Source organism: Mycobacterium gordonae, from assembly GCF_017086405.1.
In the GTDB taxonomy this organism is placed as follows: domain Bacteria; phylum Actinomycetota; class Actinomycetes; order Mycobacteriales; family Mycobacteriaceae; genus Mycobacterium; species Mycobacterium gordonae_D.
The window spans coordinates 1768363-1786009 of sequence record NZ_CP070973.1 but is presented as its reverse complement, the minus strand read 5'-3'; the positions used below and the strand labels follow the sequence as shown (position 1 = coordinate 1786009).

The window sequence follows — 17647 nt, the reverse complement described above, 5'->3', positions numbered from 1 at the left end:
GAGCCATGACCCGTGACGCCGTGATCGTCGGCGCTGTTCGCACCCCCGTCGGCAAGGGAAAAGCCAGCGGTGCGCTGCATGACGTGCTGCCGGCCGACCTGCTGGCGCACAGCCTGCGCGAGGTGGTGGCCCGTACCGGCATCGACCCGGTGCAGGTCGACGACGTGATTGCCGGCGCCGTCACCCAGGTCGGCGACCAGGCCGTCAACGTCGCCCGTAACGCGTTGCTGGGGGCGGGTTTTCCCGAGTCGGTGCCCGGCACCACGGTCGACCGGCAATGCGGCAGCAGCCAGCAGGCGATCAGCTTCGCCGCCCAGGGTGTCATCGCCGGCGCCTACGACATCGTCATCGCCGGCGGCGTGGAGTCGATGAGCCGGGTGCCGATGGGCACGTCGGTATTGCCGGGCAGCAACCCGTTCGGCGACGACATGACCCGCCGCTACCCCGACGGACTGGTGCCACAGGGCATCAGCGCCGAACTGATCGCGGCGAAGTGGGGCTTCTCCCGCGCCCAGCTCGACGATTTCTCCGCTGCCAGCCACGAGAAGGCCGCCCGAGCCACCAAAGACGGGCTGTTCGACAACGAACTGATCCCGATCCCGGGGCTGTCCACCGATGAGATCATCCGGCCCGGCACCACCGTCGACTCGTTGGCCGGGCTGCGGCCGGCGTTCTACAGCGAGGCGACGGCAGCACGGTTCCCGCAGATCAGCTGGCACATCACGCCGGGCAACTCCTCGCCGCTGTCCGACGGCAGTGCCGCGGTGATGATCACCAGCAGCGAGGTGGCCGGGAAGCTGGGCCTGCGGCCGCTGGCCCGCATCCACACCGCCACCGCCGTGGGCTCCGACCCGCTCTACATGCTGACCGGCGTCATCCCGGCGACGGAACGGGTGCTGCAGCGCGCGGGTTTGACGCTGGCCGACATCGACCTGTTCGAGGTGAACGAGGCTTTCGCCCCGGTGGTGCTGGCATGGGCGCACGACACCGGAGCGGATCTGGCCAAGACAAACGTCAACGGCGGTGCGATCGCGATCGGTCACCCGCTGGGCGCCAGTGGCGCCCGCATCATGACGACCCTGGTGAATGCGCTGGAGCAGCGCGGCGCCCGGTACGGGTTGCAGACGATGTGCGAGGGCGGCGGGATGGCCAATGCCACCATCATCGAACGGCTCGGGTAGTGGACGGGCCCGACGAAACTCGGTTCGAGGGTGTGCGGGTGCGCTACGGCAGCACCAAGAGTTACCACGAGGTGGTCACCGCGTTGCTCGCCGACATCGGCGACCAACCGGTGCCCATCGCGGACATCATGGCAACCTCGGGCGACTGGGAATCGTTCGCGCGCAACGTCGAAGCCTACGAGGGCCCCAGCGGATTCATGCTCTTCGCGCTGATCGACCATGGGGCCTGGATCCGCCACGCCGATCTGCACCGCAAGGCGCTGCGCGTCATCCTCGGCAACCCGCTGATCGCCGTCACCATGTTGCGCCACGACGTCACCGTCGGATTGTTCGCCCCGGTCGAGATCCTCATACTCGACGAACCGGACGGCAGCAGCCTGACCTACGTCAAGCCGTCGTCGCTGATGGTCCTCGAACCCAATCCCGAGTTACTCACCGCCGCAGAGAGACTCGACGCCAAGCTGGCTGCAGTCGCGGCCAAGGTGACCAGCGGCTCACTTTCTGAGCGACGAGCTCCCTAACGCGGCGTGCAAGTTCGTACACCACTCTTGCGCCTCTGCAGGCGCATTCAACATTAGAGTCTGCGACCGTCGCTGTGGCGGCTCAGGGATTTGTTGTCATCACGTGGCGGTCTTACTGACGAGACATGCGCTGCGGTGTCCAAGGGGTTGGCGTGTCGTCATTCATGAGTGTGTTTCCGGAATTGTTAGCTGCAGCGTCGGGTGATGTGGCGGCGATCGGCGCTGCGGTGAGGTCGGTGTCGGCGACGGCGGGTCCGGCGACGGCGGGTGTGTTGCCGGCGGCTGCTGATGAGGTGTCGGTGGCGGTGTCGGAGTGGTTTGGTGGGTTTGGGCGGGAGTTTCAGGCGCTCAGTGTGCAGGCGGGGTTGGCTCATGAGCGGTTTACGCAGATGCTTGGTGCGGCCGCGGTGGCGTATGCGGGGGCTGAGGCCGCCAATGTCGCGGTCATAGACGGTGTGCAGGAGTCGATGTTGGGAGCGGTGAATGCGCCCGCACGGGCGTTGTTCGGGCGGCCTTTGATCGGCAATGGGGCTGACGGGGCGCCCGGGAGTGGGCAGGCTGGTATGGATGGCGGCTTGTTGTGGGGCAGTGGCGGTGCTGGGGGCTCGGGGGCGGCGGGGCAAGCGGGCGGTAATGGTGGGTCTGCGGGACTATTCGGTAACGGTGGAGCTGGTGGTACCGGTGGGTCTGGTGTCAACGGCGCAGTCGGCGCGGCTGGGGATGCCGGTGGTGCCGGCGGATGGCTGGTCGGCTCTGGCGGGGCGGGGGGTATCGGCGGAGTTGGTGGCGACAGTCTGATCGGTGCCACCGCCGCCGGCGGCACCGGTGGCGCCGGCGGTGCCGGTCGGGCGCTGTTCTTCGGGTCGGGCGGGGCCGGAGGGGCCGGCGGGGCCGGTGTCAATGGCGGAACTGGTGGAAACGGTGGGGCCGGAGGCGCAGGCGGCTGGTTGTTCGGCTCTGGCGGGGCCGGTGGCACCGGCGGGATAGGCGGGGACCACTTGACGGGGGTCGGCGGAAGTGGCGGCAACGGAGGCGACGGGGGTGTCGGGCGGGCGCTGTTGTATGGGCCGGGCGGCGCCGGTGGCTCAGGCGGAACCGGCGAGCAGGGCGCGACCGGTGCTGCCGGCATTGGTTCCGGTGCAGTTGGTGGCACTGGTCTAGCTGGAGGCGGGGGCGGTCAGGGCGGGGCAGGGGGAGCAAGCTGGGGATTGTTCTCTACCGGTGGTGCTGGTGGCGTCGGTGGTAGCGGTGGGATTGGGGGTTTTGGCGGGATCGGTGGAGCGAGCACGGTATTCACCGCGGTCGGCGGGGTCGGCGGGGTCGGTGGTACGGGCGGCGACGGTGGGGGCGGTGGCCGCGGCGGGGCCGGCGGATTATTCGGGTCGGGCTTACTTGGCTGGGAAGGGGCTCCGGGTGCCACCGGTGTGGGCGGTGCCGGCGGGATCGGCGGTAACGGCGGTCAAGGCGGGGCGATGATCGCCGGCTTCAGGAGCGGCATCGGCGGCGCAGGCGATCCCGGCGGCGCACCGACCGGGCAGTTCGGTGGGGTCGGCGGAACCGGTGGGACGGCGGGCTCAGGCGGCACCGTGACGACGATTCACGATCCTCGTTTCAATCACCCCTCCGCGATAGCCGCCAACCCAGGTGGCGACGTCTACGTGACGAATCGTGGCAACACCTTGGTGGTGGCGATCGATCCCAGCACTAATACTGTGGTCACCGGAATCTCCCTCCCCACTACACCGTGGGGGGTAGCCGTTGACCCGAATGGCTACGTCTACGTCAGTAGCAACACCGGTGGTTATGTGACTTTGATCGATCCCAGCACCAACACAGTCACCGGACAACCCATTACAGTCGGCTCCGGCCCGTCCGCTGTGGCCTTCGACGCAGATGGCTACATCTGGGTGACCAACAGCGGTAGCAACACGGTCTCGGGTATCCAGACCGACACCAACCAAGTTTCCTACACCGTACCGGTCGGTAGCTTGCCGAACGCTGTGGCGGCGGGCAATGGCAACGTTTACGTTGCCAACGCCCTAGGAGACTCGGTGACAGTGATCAATACCAGCACCGGCATCACTACCACTAACGTTGAGGACCTACCAGTCGGGGTAGCGGTCCATCCGAATGGGAACGTATACGTCACCAACAATGGAAGCGACACGGTGTCGGTAATCGATACTTCCAACGTTGTCATCGATACGTTCGATGTCCCCGACGCGCCGACCGGAATCGCCATTAGCCAACAAACTGGGCATATTTTTGTCGCCAGCGGCAGTGCCGGGGTGGTGACGGTCATCGACCCGACTACCAACACCAGCCTCGGCGCCATCGGCGTCGGGAACTCGGCGACAGGGATAGCGATCGACCCCGCCACCGGCTCAATCTATGTCACCAACTTTGCCGACAATACGGTGTCGGTGATCAGCGGCTAGTAGCCCAACAACCTGATGAGCAATAAGCCACTGAAACTACAGCAATCCGAGAATGTGCGCGGCCTGCTCGGGCGTGGCCACGGCGCGACCGAACCGTCTACAGAGACCCACGGCCTCGGCGACCAGTTCCACATTGGTCGGGGTGCGCTCGCCGCGATAGAACTCCAGCCCCAGGTGCAGATGTCCGCCGCGCTGCAGCGCGAGCTCGGCCACCGGGCTGGCGCAGAGGTCACCACCGACGACGGAGACTGCCCAAGGAAGATCGCATCCGTCCAGCAATTCCAGGTAGGCATCCAACGCGCGCGCGGTCGGGGGTAGCCCGAATGGCGCTCCCAGATAACCGAGTTCGGTGGAGAAGTAGAGCTTGATCATGGCGCCGCGCGGTAACCGCCCCGCCCGCCACCAGGCCAGCGTGGCCCGCAGGAAGCCGGGTTCATAGATCGCCAGGCTCGGGCCCAGTCCCGTTTGGTGGCAGATCTCGAATGCCCGGCCGATCGTGTCAAATGAGTTGCGGTAGATCAGATCTCCGGTGGGTACGCCGTCGGCGTCGGTGCCACCCAGGTTGACCGATCCGGGGTCGGCGAGCCCGACGCGCATCCCGGCCGCGGCGAGCGGGATGAGGTGTTCGTAGGAGATGGAGAAGCCCTCGCCGAAGTGGATGGTCGGGTACAGCAGGGCGTCGGGCCGGGCAGCCAGGATCGGTCGCCAGCCCTGCAGGTAGCGCTCCGCGGCCTGCTCGACGCTGATGCCGTAGCGGTCGATGTGGTTGTGGACAATGGCCGCACCCGCCTCGATGCAGGCCAGAGCGTCCCTGGTGATCTCCGAAGGGTCAACCGGCACATGAGGATTGGCCGCCTTGGCAGTGGCGCCGTTGATGGCGCACTCGATGATGACGGGACCCACGGACTCAGAGCCAGCCGGTGCGGGCCGCAGCAACGGGCTCGGGAGGCGAGGGGGCCAGGGATCCGTCGCGGACCCCGTCGAGCATCCGCTTGACGGTGGCGACGATCTCCGGCGCAGCCCGCGCCAGCCCGGTCAGATCGGCCTCGGTGACTTCCGAGGTGTCGACGCCGGCCCGCTGCAGCACCGCGGCCGGGTCAGCCAGCTGACCGGCCAGCCAGGACACCGGGTCGGCGGACAGTTCAGCGACGAAGTGGCGGCGCCCGGGCTCCCAACCGTCGAACCGGGGATGGTGGTGGGCCCGGTCCAGCGTGCCCGGCGGACTCTCGGTCGAGCCGAAAAGGTCGACGCGCCACACCGGCCTGGTGAACGTGATCGGGATGCCGGCATAGATCGACCCCTGCGGATCGGCGCGGTCGACCAGACGGAGTTCCAGCCGCACCCCACGTTCGGGGGTTTCCTGACCTTGCATCGGGGACGGGTCGACGAAGTACATGTCCCCGACCACCACACCCAGGGTTTCAAAGCCGAACGCTGCGAGCATCTATCGAGCGTAGTCCCGGTTGCCACGCAACGCCCCCGGCGCACTGGCCGGCACCGCCGGGCTGACCGGTGGCACCGGATCGACGCGTAGGTATGCCGACCCCAGTGGGGGCCTGCGGTCGGGCTCACCCTTGTTCGGCCACAGCGACGTGGCACGCTCGGCCAGCGCGGTGATGGTGAGCGACGGGTTCACCCCGAGATTGGCGGTGATCGTGGAGCCGTCGATCACGTGCAGGCCCGGGTGACCATGCATGCGGTGATAGGGATCGACGACGCCGTCTGCGGCGCTTTCGCCGATCACACAGCCGCCGATGAAGTGTCCGGTCATCGGGATGTCCGCCAGGTCCGCCCAGGCCCCGCCGGCGATGCCGTCGGTGTGCTCTGCCGCGCGGCGTGCGACCTCGTGGCCGACCGGAATCCAGGTCGGGTTCGGCTCGCCCACGCCCTGCCGGGTCACCATGCGACGGCCGAACAGCCCACGCCGGGTGAAGGTGGTCAGCGAGTTGTCGTGTGTCTGCATCACCAGCAGCGGGATGGTCTGCTGCGACCAGCTTTTCGGGTTGAGCAGACGTCGCAGGTCGCGGCGTTGGCGCACCAGCTCTTTCATGCCGGTACGCCAGCGGCCCCTTCTTCCGAGCCCACCGTCCAGCCCGTCGACCAGCACCGTGCCCAACAAGCCCATCAGGTTGGAATCGTGGCCGTAGCGACAGGGTTCGACGTGGGTGTGCTCGTCGGGGTGAATGGACGACGTGATGGCCACGCCCTCGGAGTAGTCCACATCGTCGCGGCGCGCCCGTACGGCCAGGATCGCCTCGGAGTTGGTGCGCGACAGCTCGCCCAGCTTGGACGAAATGTGCGGCAGACTGCCACCGTCGCGCAACCGGTGCAACAGTCGCTGGGTGCCGAGCGCGGCCGCGGAGAACACCACCTGCTCGGCGGTGAAGGTCCGGCGCCGCCGGCGCAGCTTGCTGCCGGTGCGACGGGTGAGCACGTCGTACCCGCCGTCCCGGCGCGGCCGGACATCGACCACCGTGGTCAGCGGATGGATTGTCGCACCGAGCTTTTCGGCCAGATACAGGTAGTTCTTGACGAGCGTGTTCTTGGCGTTGTGCCGGCAACCCGTCATGCACTCGCCGCAATGCAGGCAGGCGTTGCGGTCCGGGCCGACGCCACCGAAATAGGGGTCGCCCACCCCAGCGCCCGGGGCGGCCAGTCCGTCGGCGCCGCTGAAACACACCCCGACGCGGGTGGCATGGAAGGAGTCGGCGACGCCGAGGTCGGTGGCGATCTGCAGCATCACCTTGTCCGAAGGTGTTGTGCGCGGATAGGTTTCGATGCCGAGCATCCGGGTGGCCTGGTCGTACCAGGGCGCGAGCTCGTCTTTCCAGTCGGTGATCCCGCTCCACCGCGGATCGTTGTAGAACGGGTCGCCGGGCTCGTACAGCGTGTTGGCGTAGACCAGCGAACCGCCACCGACCCCGGCGCCGCTGAGCACCACGGCATCGGAGAGCACGTCGATCCGCTGGATGCCGTAGCAGCCGACCGACGGCTTGAACAGATAATCGCGCACATGCCAACTGTTCTTCGCGAAGTCCTCGTCGCGGAATCGCCGGCCCGCCTCGAGAACGCCTACGCAATAGCCTTTTTCGCTCAACCGCAGCGCGGTGACGCTGCCACCGAAACCGGACCCGACAACGAGCACGTCATAGTCGAAGCCGCTCACGCGTTGACCTCCGCCGGTACCGGGAGAATTTCGTGGTAGTCCGCCAGCGCCACGAAACGGGTGCGGCGCTGATACTCGTGGACCAGCCCGGGCCAGTTGGTGGTGACCCGGCCCGAGGAGGCGCGGTACCAGGAGTCGCAGGTCGTCCACACCCCGCGCTCCAGGCGGGACTGCACGCCCGAGTCGTAAGCCTGCTCGACGTCGCGGCGGACCTCGAACGCGCGGGCCCCCCCGCCGCGGGCCAGCTCCCGCACGACCTGGCGGATGTAACGGGCCTGCTGCTCCATCATCAGGATGATCGAGCTGCTGCCGAGGTTGGTGTTCGGGCCGTAGATCAGGAACATGTTGGGGAAGCCCGGCACGGCCATGCCGAGGTGGGCGCGGGCCCCGCCGGCCCATTCGGTGTGCAGGTCGCGCCCGTCGCGACCGGTGATCGTCATCGGGGCCAGGAATTCGGTGGCCTTGAAGCCGGTGCCGTAGACGATCACGTCGACGTCGTGCAGTCTGCCGTCGGCGGTCCGCACCCCCGTCGGCGTCACCTCGGTGATTGCCCCGGTCTCGACGTCGACGTTGTCGCACGCCAGCGCCGGATACCATTCGCTGCTGAACAGCACACGCTTGCACCCGATCGGGTAGTCGGGGATGAGCTTTGCCCGCAGCACCGGATCCTTGATGTGGCGCTTGAGGTTTGACATCGCGACGGTCTTCAGCACCCGCGCCAGGGGCGCCGCCTTGGTGAGCGCGAAGCCGAGTAGTTCGGTGGTCTCCCAGATGGTGCCGCGCATGGCCGCGGCGAAACCTGGGACCTTCGCGAAGGCGGCGTGGTGGGAGTCGGTGTAGGCCCGGTCCAGCTTCGGCACCACGTAGGGCGCCGAGCGCTGGAAGACGGTTACCTGCGCCGCGTCCTGGCGGATGCGCGGGACGAACTGGATCGCCGAGGCTCCGGTGCCCAGCACCGCGACCCGCTTGCCGGTCAGGTCGACGTCGTGGCGCCACTGCGCCGAGTGGAACGACGGACCCTCAAACGTGCCGAGTCCCGGAATGTCGGGCAACGCCGGCCGGGACAGCTGCCCCACCGCGGGCACCAGCACGTCGGCCTCGACGACATCTCCAGCCGATGTCGCCACCCGCCAGGTGGCGGTGCTGTCGTCGTAGCTGGCGGAGGTGACCTCAACGCCGGTCCGCACCAGGCCGCGCAGCCCGAACCGGTCCGCGGTGTCGTGAATGTAGCCCAAGATGTCGGGTTGCTCGGCGTAACGGCGGCCCCAGTCGGTCTTGCGGGCAAACGAGTACGAGTACAGGTTCGAGGGGACGTCACAGGCTGCGCCTGGGTAGGTGTTCTCCCGCCAGACACCACCGATGTCGTCGGCCTTCTCCAGCACCGTGACGTCGGCGAGGCCGTCCCTGGACAACTCGTAGGCGGCGGCGAGCCCACCGAAGCCGGCCCCGATCACCACAACGCGAGGTGTTGATGTCATGCATCCGACGTTACGAGCGGGCAGCGCCGCGCCGTCAGCCGATTGCGGTCGACAAATCCATGATTCCGGCCAAACGTGCCGTCACCGAGCGCTGATAGCGGGCCGGCGTCGTCCCCGTCCACCGCTTGAACGCGGCGATGAAGCTGGTCGCCTCGGCATAGCCCAGCCGCAACGCCACATCCTCCACCGAGAGCGCGCCGGTTGCCAACAGCTCCTCGGCCAACACCCGGTGCACCTCCTCGACCAGCTCCCGGAAAGTGGTGTTCTCTTCGGCCAGCCGCCGCCGCAGGGTCCGCTCGCTCATCGCCAGTTGGCGGGCCACGGCCCAGATCGTGTGCGGTTCGCCGTCGACGGATGCCAGCCGGTCGCGGACCTGCCGGGCGACCCCGGTGCGCTGGCGGCGGCGCTCCAGCAGAGCCTGGCACTGCTGCTCGCACATGATTCTGCTCATCTCGCTGGCCTGGGGTAGCCGGTTGTCCAGCAGCCCGGCCGGCCAGCAGGCCACGGTGGCCGGGGCGCCGTAACCCGGCGTCACCCCGAACGCCTCGCAGGCCGCGGCGTCCCCCGACGACGGCGGCGGGCCCGCGAAGTCGATCGAGGTGAACGGGATGGGACTGCCGAGCAACTCCGACATCACCCGGGCGATCGCCGCCAGGTCACGGCGCATCAGGAACTCGGCCACCGGACCGGTCAACTCGGGCAGGTCGAGCCGCAACGCCACCTCGGTTCCCGCCATGGTGACAGTCGGCAGGCAGAAGCCGTAGCTCAGGTCGTAGTACCGGGCCGCGAACCGGACCGCGTCGCCCAGCGTCGAGCTGGTCAGGCAGGCGAATCCGAAGATGCCGAAGGAACCGACGTAATAGCTGCGACCCACCCGCACGCCAAGCTCGGCCGGCTCGCCCAGCAGTTTCACCAGGTTCGTCGCGACCGCCAACTCCTGGCGGCCCAGGATCATCCGTTCGTGGTCGTGCAGATCGGCTTCCGACAGTCCGGAGCCCTTGAGCACGTCTTCCGCCGAAAGTCCTTTCTCGCAAGCGAATTCGGACATCAGGGCGACGCTGGCGGTGGTCCGCGGAAAATCCCAGTGCGACACCTGGGACCCGACGAACACCTGCATTAGACCAGTATGGCCGCCCGGGCGAACCGACTTGTCGCCGAACGTGACGTCATGGCGGGCTGAGGCGCGAAATCCCGCCCTTCAGAACACGCTCGACGAAAGTGACCGGGGAAAGCTAAGCCGCCAGGTCGTCATCGGTGGGCGCGACCACCGCACGCCGGTTGCGCCGCCAGCTGCGTACGGTGGCGATCGCGGTCTTGAGACCACGCCGGCGGCCGGTCGTCGGGTCGGTGCCGGCGAAATCCGGCCCGAGCTCGGCGAACATCCGCTCGCTGCGCGTCTCGGGCGCATCGTCGGCGCCGTCGCGCAGGTACTTGTCCGGCAGCGAAAGCTTGGCCAGCGTGCGCCACGTCTTGCCGTACTGCATCAGGAAAGAGCCTGTGGTGTAAGGCAAGTCGTATTTGTCGCAGACCTCCCGGACGCGCACCGAGATCTCGTGCAACCGGTTGCTGGGCAGATCCGGGTAGAGGTGGTGCTCGATCTGGTGGCACAGGTTGCCGCTCATGAAGCGCAGCAGCCAGCCGCCCTCGAAGTTGGCGCTGCCGAGCATCTGCCGCAGGTACCACTGGCCCCGCGTCTCACCGATCATGTCCGACTTGGTGAATTTCTCTGCGCCGTCCGGGAAGTGGCCGCAGAAGATGACGGCGTTGGCCCAGACGTTGCGGATCACGTTGGCCAGCGCGTTGGCCTTCAGCGTCGAGGAGTACGTCGCGCCGGGCGACAGTGAGGTGAGCGCCGGAAAGGCGACATAGTCCTTGACCACCTGCCGACCGGCCTTGAGCAGGAACTCGTCGATCCGCTCGCGGGCCTCCTCGTGGTCCATCCGCTTCTTGACGATCTTGCCGATCTCGACGTGCTGTAGGCCGACGCCCCATTCGAACAGGAGCAAGAGCAAGGAGTTCCACACGAGATTGAAGATGTTGAAGCGCTTCCAGGGCTGGTCTCGGGTGACCCGCAGCAGACCGTAGCCGACGTCGTCGTCGATGCCCAGGATGTTGGTGTACTTGTGGTGCACGAAGTTGTGGGTGTACCGCCAGTGCTTGGACGACCCGCTCATGTCCCACTCCCAGGTGGAGGAGTGGATCTCGGGATCGTTCATCCAGTCCCACTGGCCGTGCATGACGTTGTGGCCGATCTCCATGTTCTCGATGATCTTGGCCACGCCCAGGGTCGCGGCGCCGGCCCACCATGCCTTGCGTCGTGAGCTGGCGGCCAGGATCACCCGACCGGACAACTCCATCGCGCGCTGCGCGGCGATGGTGCGGTGGATGTATCGGGCGTCGCGTTCGCCGCGCGAATCTTCGATGTCGCGGCGGATCGCATCCAGTTCGATGCCCAGATTTTCGATGTCGGCATCTGTCAGGTGCGCAAATACTTCGACGTCCGTGATCGCCATGGTCTCCTCGGTGGATTCTGAATAACCTACGTACCCGTAGGTTACCTGCCAGTAACTCTAGATGTCGACCACGCAGTCGCCGGATGCGGCCGACACACACGTCTGTACGCGAGTTCCGGGATCGTGTTGTTCGCCGGTGCGCAGGTCACGAACATGACCATCCACCAGGTCGACGACACAGGACTGACAAATACCCATCCGGCAGCCGAACGGCATCTGCACACCTGCTCCTTCACCGGCATCCATCACCGATGTCGCCGCATCGGCGGTCACCGTCTTGCCGCTGCGGGCGAACGTCACCGTGCCGCCCGCTCCGGCCGGCGCCGCGCGGGCGACCGCGAACCGTTCCAGGTGCAACCGGTCTTCGATGCCCGCGGCGCTGTAGACCTTGGTCGCCTGGGCGAGCATGCTCTCCGGCCCGCAGGCCCAGGTCTGGCGGTCGCGCCAGTCAGGCACCTGTTCGTCGAGCCGGGACAGGTCGAGCCGGCCCTGGGTCCGGGTCTGGCGTATCGACAGGCGATAGCCGGGGTGCCGGTCAGCCAGTGCGGCCAGCTCGGCGGCGAACATGACGTCCGTCTCGGTCGGCGCCGAATGCAGGTGGGTGATATCGCCGATCTGGTTGCGGCGCAACAATGTTCGCAGCATCGACATCACCGGCGTGATGCCGGATCCAGCGGTGAGGAAGAGGATCGCCGGCGGCGCCGGGTCCGGCAGCACGAAATTGCCCTGCGGTGCGGCCAGTCGGACGATGGTCCCGGGTTCGACGCCGGCCACCAGGTGGCTGGACAGGAAACCCTCGGGCATCGCCTTGACGGTGATGGTGATGGTGCCTGCGCTGACGGGGCTCGACGTGAGCGAGTACGACCGCCACCGCCAGCGCCCGTCGATGAACAGCCCGATCCCGATGTACTGGCCGGGCTGGTAGTCGAAGCTGAACCCCCAGCCGGGCTTGATGACCAGCGTGGCGGAGTCCTCGGTCTCGCGGCGCACCGCCACGATGCGGCCGCGCAGCTCGCGGGCCGACCACAACGGGTTGGCCAGGCGCAGATAGTCGTCGGGCAGCAGCGGCGTGGTGATTCGTGCGGCCAGTTTGCGCAGCGCGTGCCAGCCGGGATGCCGATCGGCGCCGGCGACGGTCGGGCGCCTGGTGTTGACGACGTTGGCGGACAATACCGCGTTCTTGATGCCCATAACAAAGGCTACGGTACCGTAAGTTACGGTGCCGTAGCTAGCTGAACGGGCTGAGGGCGAGCTGGTCTCGATGGAAGTCGAAATGCAGTCCCGGGTACCGGTAGGTGTCCTCCAACGTCATGTACACGCTGAAGAACGGGTCCCAGCGCGTCGGGTAATACATGCCGCGACGCAGGTCGCCGTCGCTTTCCCGGGCGAGCCCGCGCTGCAGTGACGCGATCACCCGATCGAACTTGGGGCCCATCCGGCGCCGGTTGTAGACGAGCGCGGCCGCGCACGAACCGTAGTAGTTGACGACGTGAAAGGGCCGGCTCGCGGCGTTGAGAGTGCCCGCGAAGATGCGGCTGACGGGATCGGGCAACCTTCCCAACAGCCGCACCAGCACCAGCAGTCGCTGGGTGACCAGGTAGCCGAACACCATGTGGAACAACAGCTGTTCGTTGGTCCAGCGGGTGCCGCGTGTCGGCGCGGACCACGCGTTCGTCCGCGCCGCTTCGTCCAGCAGACGGTGGAATTCGACTCGGGCTCTCTCCAGGTCACTCGCGAGCGTTCCGGTATCCACGCCTCAATGATGCGCTCAGAGCAGTTCGAGCAGGAAGGGCAGCTCCTGGGTGGCGTACCACGCCAGGTCGTGATCCTGGGCGTCACCGACGACTAACTCGGCGTCCTCGTCGCCCAGATCCGCGTCGTCGATGGCCTCGATGGCCGCCGACACCGCCTGCTCGGCGGCGGCGTTGTCCACATACGCCGCGATCACCCGATCCATAGGCACCGAGCCGACCACTCTGACCACCGCGTCGTCCAGATCGGGACGGAAGGTGACCCCGCCGGCGTCCGGGTCGAGTTCGGCGGCCAGCACCGCCCGTCGCGGCGGCAACTCGTCACCGTGCTCCACCGCGAGCAACCGCAACGAAGCCAGCGCCGCCTCCCGCAGTGCCACCTCGGCGAGTTCGTCGTCGTCGCCTTCGGCGTAGGACTCCCGCAATTTCGGGGTGACGGCGAAGGCAGTGCCACTGACCGGGCGCAAGGATCCGTCGGCGACGAGTTGCTGCAGCATGGCCAGGGTGGCGGGGATGTAGACGTGAGTCATGCGCCACGCATCAATTGGGCGACGTGATCGTCGACGTACTTGGACAGTTCCCGCGCCGGCCGCTTGTAGTTTCCGCTGACCACCGGCCGCGACGGCAGCTTGACCACGGGCTTTTCCACATCCTGATACTCGATCGTGGACAGCAGGTGCGCCATCATGTTCAGCCGCGCGTGCTTCTTGATGTCGGACTCCACGACGTACCACGGGCTCACCGGGGTGTCGGTGTGCACCATCATCTCGTCCTTGGCGCGCGAATAATCCTCCCAGCGGTACACCGACTCCATGTCCATCGGGCTCAACTTCCATTGCCGCACGGGATCATTGAGCCTGGCCTTGAATCGCCGCAACTGCTCGGTCTCGGACACCGAGAACCAGTATTTGCGCAGCAGTATCCCGTCGTCGATGAGCATCTGTTCGAAGATCGGCGTCTGGCGCAGGAACAGCGCATGCTCGTGGGGTGTGCAGAATCCCATGACTTTCTCGATGCCGGCGCGGTTGTACCACGACCGGTCGAACAGCACGATCTCCCCTTTGGCCGGCAGGTGGCTGATGTAACGCTGGTAGTACCACTGACCGCGTTCCCGGCCGGTCGGCACGGGCAGCGCGGCGATATGAGCGACGCGGGGACTGAGGTATTCGGTGATCCGCTTGATGGCGCCACCCTTGCCCGCGGCGTCGCGGCCCTCGAAGATGACCACCAGCCGCGCCCCGGTGTGCCGCACCCACTCCTGGAGCTTCACGAATTCTGTTTGCAGCCTGAATAATTCGGCCTCATAGAGGTCGTTGGAGAGCTTCGGCGCGGTCGCAGATTTCTTCTTCTTCGGGGTGCTCACACCAATGGATGTTATCGGTACCCGCAGCGAACTACCGGGAAGCGTCCAGCAGCTCGTCCAGCGCCTGGGTCAGCAGCCCCGGCAGCAGATCGACATCGCTCATCGCGTCGCGGTCGGCGTTGATCCCGAAATACAACATTCCGTTGTAGGACGTGACGCTGATGGCCAGCGCCTGATTGTGCAGCAGGGGCGGCACCGCATAGGTTTCCAGCAGTTTCGTGCCGGCGATGTACATCTGCGACTGCGCTCCGGGCGCATTGGTGATCAGCAGGTTGAATTGGCGGGCCGAATAGCTGGTCGCCACCCTGATGCCCATGGCGTGCAGGGTCGGCGGGGCGAAACCCGACAACGTGACGATGGTCCTGGCGTCGACCCGGCTGGATGCCCCCGGATTCGACTCGGTGGCGTGCGCGATCTGCGACAGCCGCACCACCGCGTTGCCCTCCCCCACCGGCAGGTCGACGAGAAACGGGGTCACCTCGCTCATCGCCTGGCCGGGGCCGGTCGAGTCGAGTTGTTCGTCGGCGTACACCGACAGCGGCGCCAGCGCGCGCACGGTCGCCGTCGACGAGACGGCCTCGCCGCGCGACATCAGCCAGTTGCCCAGTGCCCCGGTCACCACCGCCAGGACCACGTCGTTGATGTCGCACTCATAGCGCGCCCGCACCGCCCGATAGTCGTCGAGCTTCCCGCGGGCCACCGTGAACCGCCGGTTGCGCGACACGGTGGCGTTGAGCGGACTGCTCGGAGCGGTCCCCCGGGCCGCTGTGCGCGCGATGTCGAACACCCGGCGCCCCGCCTCGGCCAGTTGGGTGGAGCTGGTCACCAGGCCGGTCAGCGAGGATCCGACGGCGCGCAGCTGGGTGCCCGGACCCACGATCCAGTCGCCGATAGCGCCGATCATCAGTCGGGTGCTGCCGGGATCACGTTCGGGGACCCAGATGTCCTCGGGGAACGCGGGCGGCCGTCGCGTCCGGTCGGCGATGACGTGGTTGATCTCCAGCGCGCCCATGCCGTTGATCAGCGCCTGGTGCGACTTGGTGTAGAGGGCGATGCGGTTCTTGGTCAGACCTTCGACGAGGTACATCTCCCACAACGGTCGGGACTTGTCCAGGGGGCGGGCAGCCAGTCGCGCGATCAGCTCGTGCAGTTGCTCATCGCTGCCCGGGGAGGGCAGCGCCGAGCGCCGGACGTGATAGGTGATGTCGAAGTCGCGGTCGTCGATCCATACCGGTCGGGCCATCCCGAACTTGACCTCGCGCACCTTCTGCCGATACCGCGGGATCTGCGGTAACCGCTGCTCAACGGTGGCCAACAGCGTCTCGTAGCTCAGCCCGGATCGCGGGCGCCGCAAGATCGACAGCGAACCGACGTACATGGGTGTCGCCGTGTTTTCCAGCCGGTAGAAGGACGCGTCCGCAGTGGACAAACGAGTCACCATCGCGGCTCGGTCCTCCTCGTCAAGTCGTCCACTTTCGTTTCAGGGATCATGCTGTCGCCCACCGTAACCGCATTCGCGGCTTTGCGAAGGTCGGGGCTGGCGCGGCCCGTGGTTGTGGATGAACGCCGGCGGGTGAATACCGCAGACCGGCGACTGTCTGCCACCCTCCACGGGTGCCCGTTTCCGACGCCGCCGTAACGCCGGTGATCGACTACGAACCGCCGACCCGCGCACCCGGCCCCAATGTCCCGCGCTGCCTGCCGTCGCCCCCGGCGGCCCGCCCTCGGCTGCATCCGGCGCCGACCACCCCGCTGTCCCCGCGGATGCGCCAGGCAGCCGTCTTCGCCGACGCCGCGTTGCGCCGGGTGCTCGAGGTGATGGACCGGCGCCGACCCGCCGCCCAACTGGGCGCGGTGTTGGCGCCGGGCCTGGTGGACTCGGTATTCGCGGTCAGCCGGGCGACTGCGGGGACACCGGGCGCCGCGGTGCTGCGCCGGATGCGGGTACAGCCTGCCCGCGGTGATGACGCAGCCGAGGTGTTCGGCTCCTACAGCCGCGGCGAACGGGTCCACGCGATCGCCTGCCGGGTCGAAGAGCTGCCTGCCGGCCGATGGTTGGTCGTCGCGCTGCACATCGGTTGAGGGCTACAGGGTGTCCGCGGGCACCCGCCCCCCGGTGTAGCGAGTCAACACCGGCCCGGCAATGGCCATGATGAAGACGTAAGAGGTTGCCAGCGCCGCAACCGCCGGAATCGACGTGGCGACCAGCCCGATGATGATCAGGGAGAATTCGCCCCTGGCAACCAGCGCGGCTCCGGCTCGTACCTGCCCGCGGCGGGCCACTGCGTCGCGGCGCGCGGCGAACATTCCGGTGAGCACCTTGGTCGCTGAGGTGATGATCGCCAGAGCGATCGCGACTGGCAGCATGGGCAGCAGCTCTCTCGGGTCGACGGTCAGTCCGATAGCCAGAAAGAAGATCGCGCCGAAGAGATCGCGCAGCGGCCCCAGGACCTGACGCGCCCGATCAGCCGTTTCACCAGTCAACGTGAGGCCGACGAGGAAGGCCCCCACCGCGGCCGACGCCCGCAGCGTTTCGGCCACGGCGGCGACGATCAGGGTGATGCCCAGGACTCGCAGCAACATCTGCTCGGCATCAGGATGCGTCACCAGGCGTCCCATGTGATGACCCCACCGGTAGGAGGCCGCGAACGCCGCGAGCAGCGCGCCGATCGCCGCCAGCATGCCGCCCAGCGCATCCAGCCAACTGCCCCGCGCAGCCAACACGGCGAGCAGCGGCAGGTAACCCGCCATCGCGAAGTCCTCGAGTACCAGGACGGCCAGCACCGCCGGCGTTTCGCGGTTGCCCAGCCGCCCCAGGTCTTCCAGCAGCCGCGCGATGATCCCCGACGACGAGACGTAGGTGACGCCCGCCAGCGCCAGCATGGCTACCCCGTTCAACCCCAGGAACCAGCCGGCCAGCGCGCCCGGCGTCGCATTGAGGACGATGTCCACGCCGGCCGACGGCAGATGATGGCGCATGCTGGACGCGAACTCCGTCGCGGAGAACTCCAAGCCCAATGTCAGCAGCAACAACACCACGCCGATGGGGGCCGCGGTGATGACGAAGTCGTCGGCAGCGGCCACCGGCAGCAATCCGCCCTTGCCGAGCGACAGCCCTGCCACCAGATACACCGGTATCGGGGACAACCCGAACCGGCGCGCGACAGCGCCGAGCAACGCGAGCATGGTCAGAAGTGCGCCGAGCTGAAACAGCAGGGCGCGTGAGATTTCCACCT

General features: G+C 67.3%; 16 protein-coding genes. 4 read left to right on the top strand and 12 right to left on the bottom strand.

Features of this window, described 5'->3' with window-relative positions; genetic code table 11:
- Positions 1-5: 5 nt before the first annotated feature.
- The 3 genes from JX552_RS07585 to JX552_RS33245 all read left to right on the top strand — a co-directional run bounded on the left by JX552_RS07585 (position 6) and on the right by JX552_RS33245 (position 4140).
- Positions 6-1181, top strand: coding sequence for a thiolase family protein (locus tag JX552_RS07585; protein ID WP_205876777.1), 1176 nt, complete (start codon positions 6-8; stop codon positions 1179-1181).
- Positions 1181-1702 carry a DUF302 domain-containing protein gene (locus JX552_RS07580; protein ID WP_205876776.1) on the top strand — a complete coding sequence of 174 codons (522 nt, stop codon included), beginning with the start codon at positions 1181-1183 and terminating at the stop codon, positions 1700-1702. Before JX552_RS07585 ends, JX552_RS07580 begins: the two co-directional genes overlap by 1 nt.
- Positions 1703-1866: 164 nt before the next feature.
- Positions 1867-4140 carry a PE domain-containing protein gene (locus JX552_RS33245; RefSeq protein ID WP_431195966.1) on the top strand — a complete coding sequence of 758 codons (2274 nt, stop codon included), beginning with the start codon at positions 1867-1869 and terminating at the stop codon, positions 4138-4140.
- A 36-nt stretch (positions 4141-4176) separates the two neighbouring features.
- Here the strand turns inward: JX552_RS33245 and JX552_RS07570 are convergent, their stop codons facing one another.
- The 11 genes from JX552_RS07570 to JX552_RS07520 all read right to left on the bottom strand — a co-directional run bounded on the left by JX552_RS07570 (position 4177) and on the right by JX552_RS07520 (position 15852).
- Positions 4177-5043 (bottom strand): beta-keto acid cleavage family enzyme, encoded by an 867-nt coding sequence (locus JX552_RS07570; protein WP_205876774.1) that lies wholly within the window; start codon positions 5041-5043, stop codon positions 4177-4179.
- A 4-nt stretch (positions 5044-5047) separates the two neighbouring features.
- Positions 5048-5584, bottom strand: a complete 537-nt coding sequence (locus JX552_RS07565) for a hypothetical protein (protein ID WP_205876773.1) — start codon at positions 5582-5584, stop codon at positions 5048-5050.
- Entirely contained in the window at positions 5585-7306 is a 1722-nt protein-coding gene (locus tag JX552_RS07560) for a GMC oxidoreductase (protein WP_205876772.1), read from the bottom strand.
- A complete protein-coding gene (locus JX552_RS07555; RefSeq protein ID WP_205876771.1) occupies positions 7303-8784 on the bottom strand; it encodes a flavin-containing monooxygenase in 1482 nt (493 codons plus the stop codon). The genes JX552_RS07560 and JX552_RS07555 overlap by 4 nt, the downstream gene beginning before the upstream one ends.
- Before the next feature lie 34 nt (positions 8785-8818).
- Positions 8819-9901 carry an AraC family transcriptional regulator gene (locus tag JX552_RS07550; protein ID WP_205876770.1) on the bottom strand — a complete coding sequence of 361 codons (1083 nt, stop codon included), beginning with the start codon at positions 9899-9901 and terminating at the stop codon, positions 8819-8821.
- A gap of 115 nt (positions 9902-10016) precedes the next feature.
- Complete coding sequence (locus JX552_RS07545; RefSeq protein ID WP_205876769.1) at positions 10017-11297, bottom strand: fatty acid desaturase family protein; 1281 nt, start codon at positions 11295-11297, stop codon at positions 10017-10019.
- Between the two features lie 57 nt (positions 11298-11354).
- Positions 11355-12488: a ferredoxin reductase gene (locus tag JX552_RS07540; RefSeq protein ID WP_205876768.1), complete on the bottom strand. Its 1134-nt coding sequence runs from the start codon at positions 12486-12488 to the stop codon at positions 11355-11357.
- A 37-nt stretch (positions 12489-12525) separates the two neighbouring features.
- The gene (locus JX552_RS07535) at positions 12526-13050 is read right to left on the bottom strand and encodes a DinB family protein (RefSeq protein ID WP_205876767.1); all 525 of its coding nucleotides are present in this window, start codon (positions 13048-13050) and stop codon (positions 12526-12528) included.
- A 15-nt stretch (positions 13051-13065) separates the two neighbouring features.
- Positions 13066-13578, bottom strand: a complete 513-nt coding sequence (locus tag JX552_RS07530) for a DUF6912 family protein (RefSeq protein ID WP_205876766.1) — start codon at positions 13576-13578, stop codon at positions 13066-13068.
- Complete coding sequence (gene ppk2 / locus JX552_RS07525) at positions 13575-14417, bottom strand: polyphosphate kinase 2 (protein WP_431195965.1); 843 nt, start codon at positions 14415-14417, stop codon at positions 13575-13577. The genes JX552_RS07530 and ppk2 overlap by 4 nt, the downstream gene beginning before the upstream one ends.
- A gap of 25 nt (positions 14418-14442) precedes the next feature.
- Complete coding sequence (locus JX552_RS07520; RefSeq protein WP_205876765.1) at positions 14443-15852, bottom strand: WS/DGAT/MGAT family O-acyltransferase; 1410 nt, start codon at positions 15850-15852, stop codon at positions 14443-14445.
- Positions 15853-16025: 173 nt separating this feature from the next.
- Between JX552_RS07520 and JX552_RS07515 the strand changes: the two genes are divergently transcribed.
- Complete coding sequence (locus JX552_RS07515; protein ID WP_205876764.1) at positions 16026-16493, top strand: Rv3235 family protein; 468 nt, start codon at positions 16026-16028, stop codon at positions 16491-16493.
- A gap of 3 nt (positions 16494-16496) precedes the next feature.
- On the opposite strand, the gene JX552_RS07510 is transcribed toward JX552_RS07515, so the two are convergent.
- Positions 16497-17645, bottom strand: a complete 1149-nt coding sequence (locus JX552_RS07510; RefSeq protein WP_205876763.1) for a cation:proton antiporter — start codon at positions 17643-17645, stop codon at positions 16497-16499.
- Between the last annotated feature and the right edge of the window lie 2 nt (positions 17646-17647).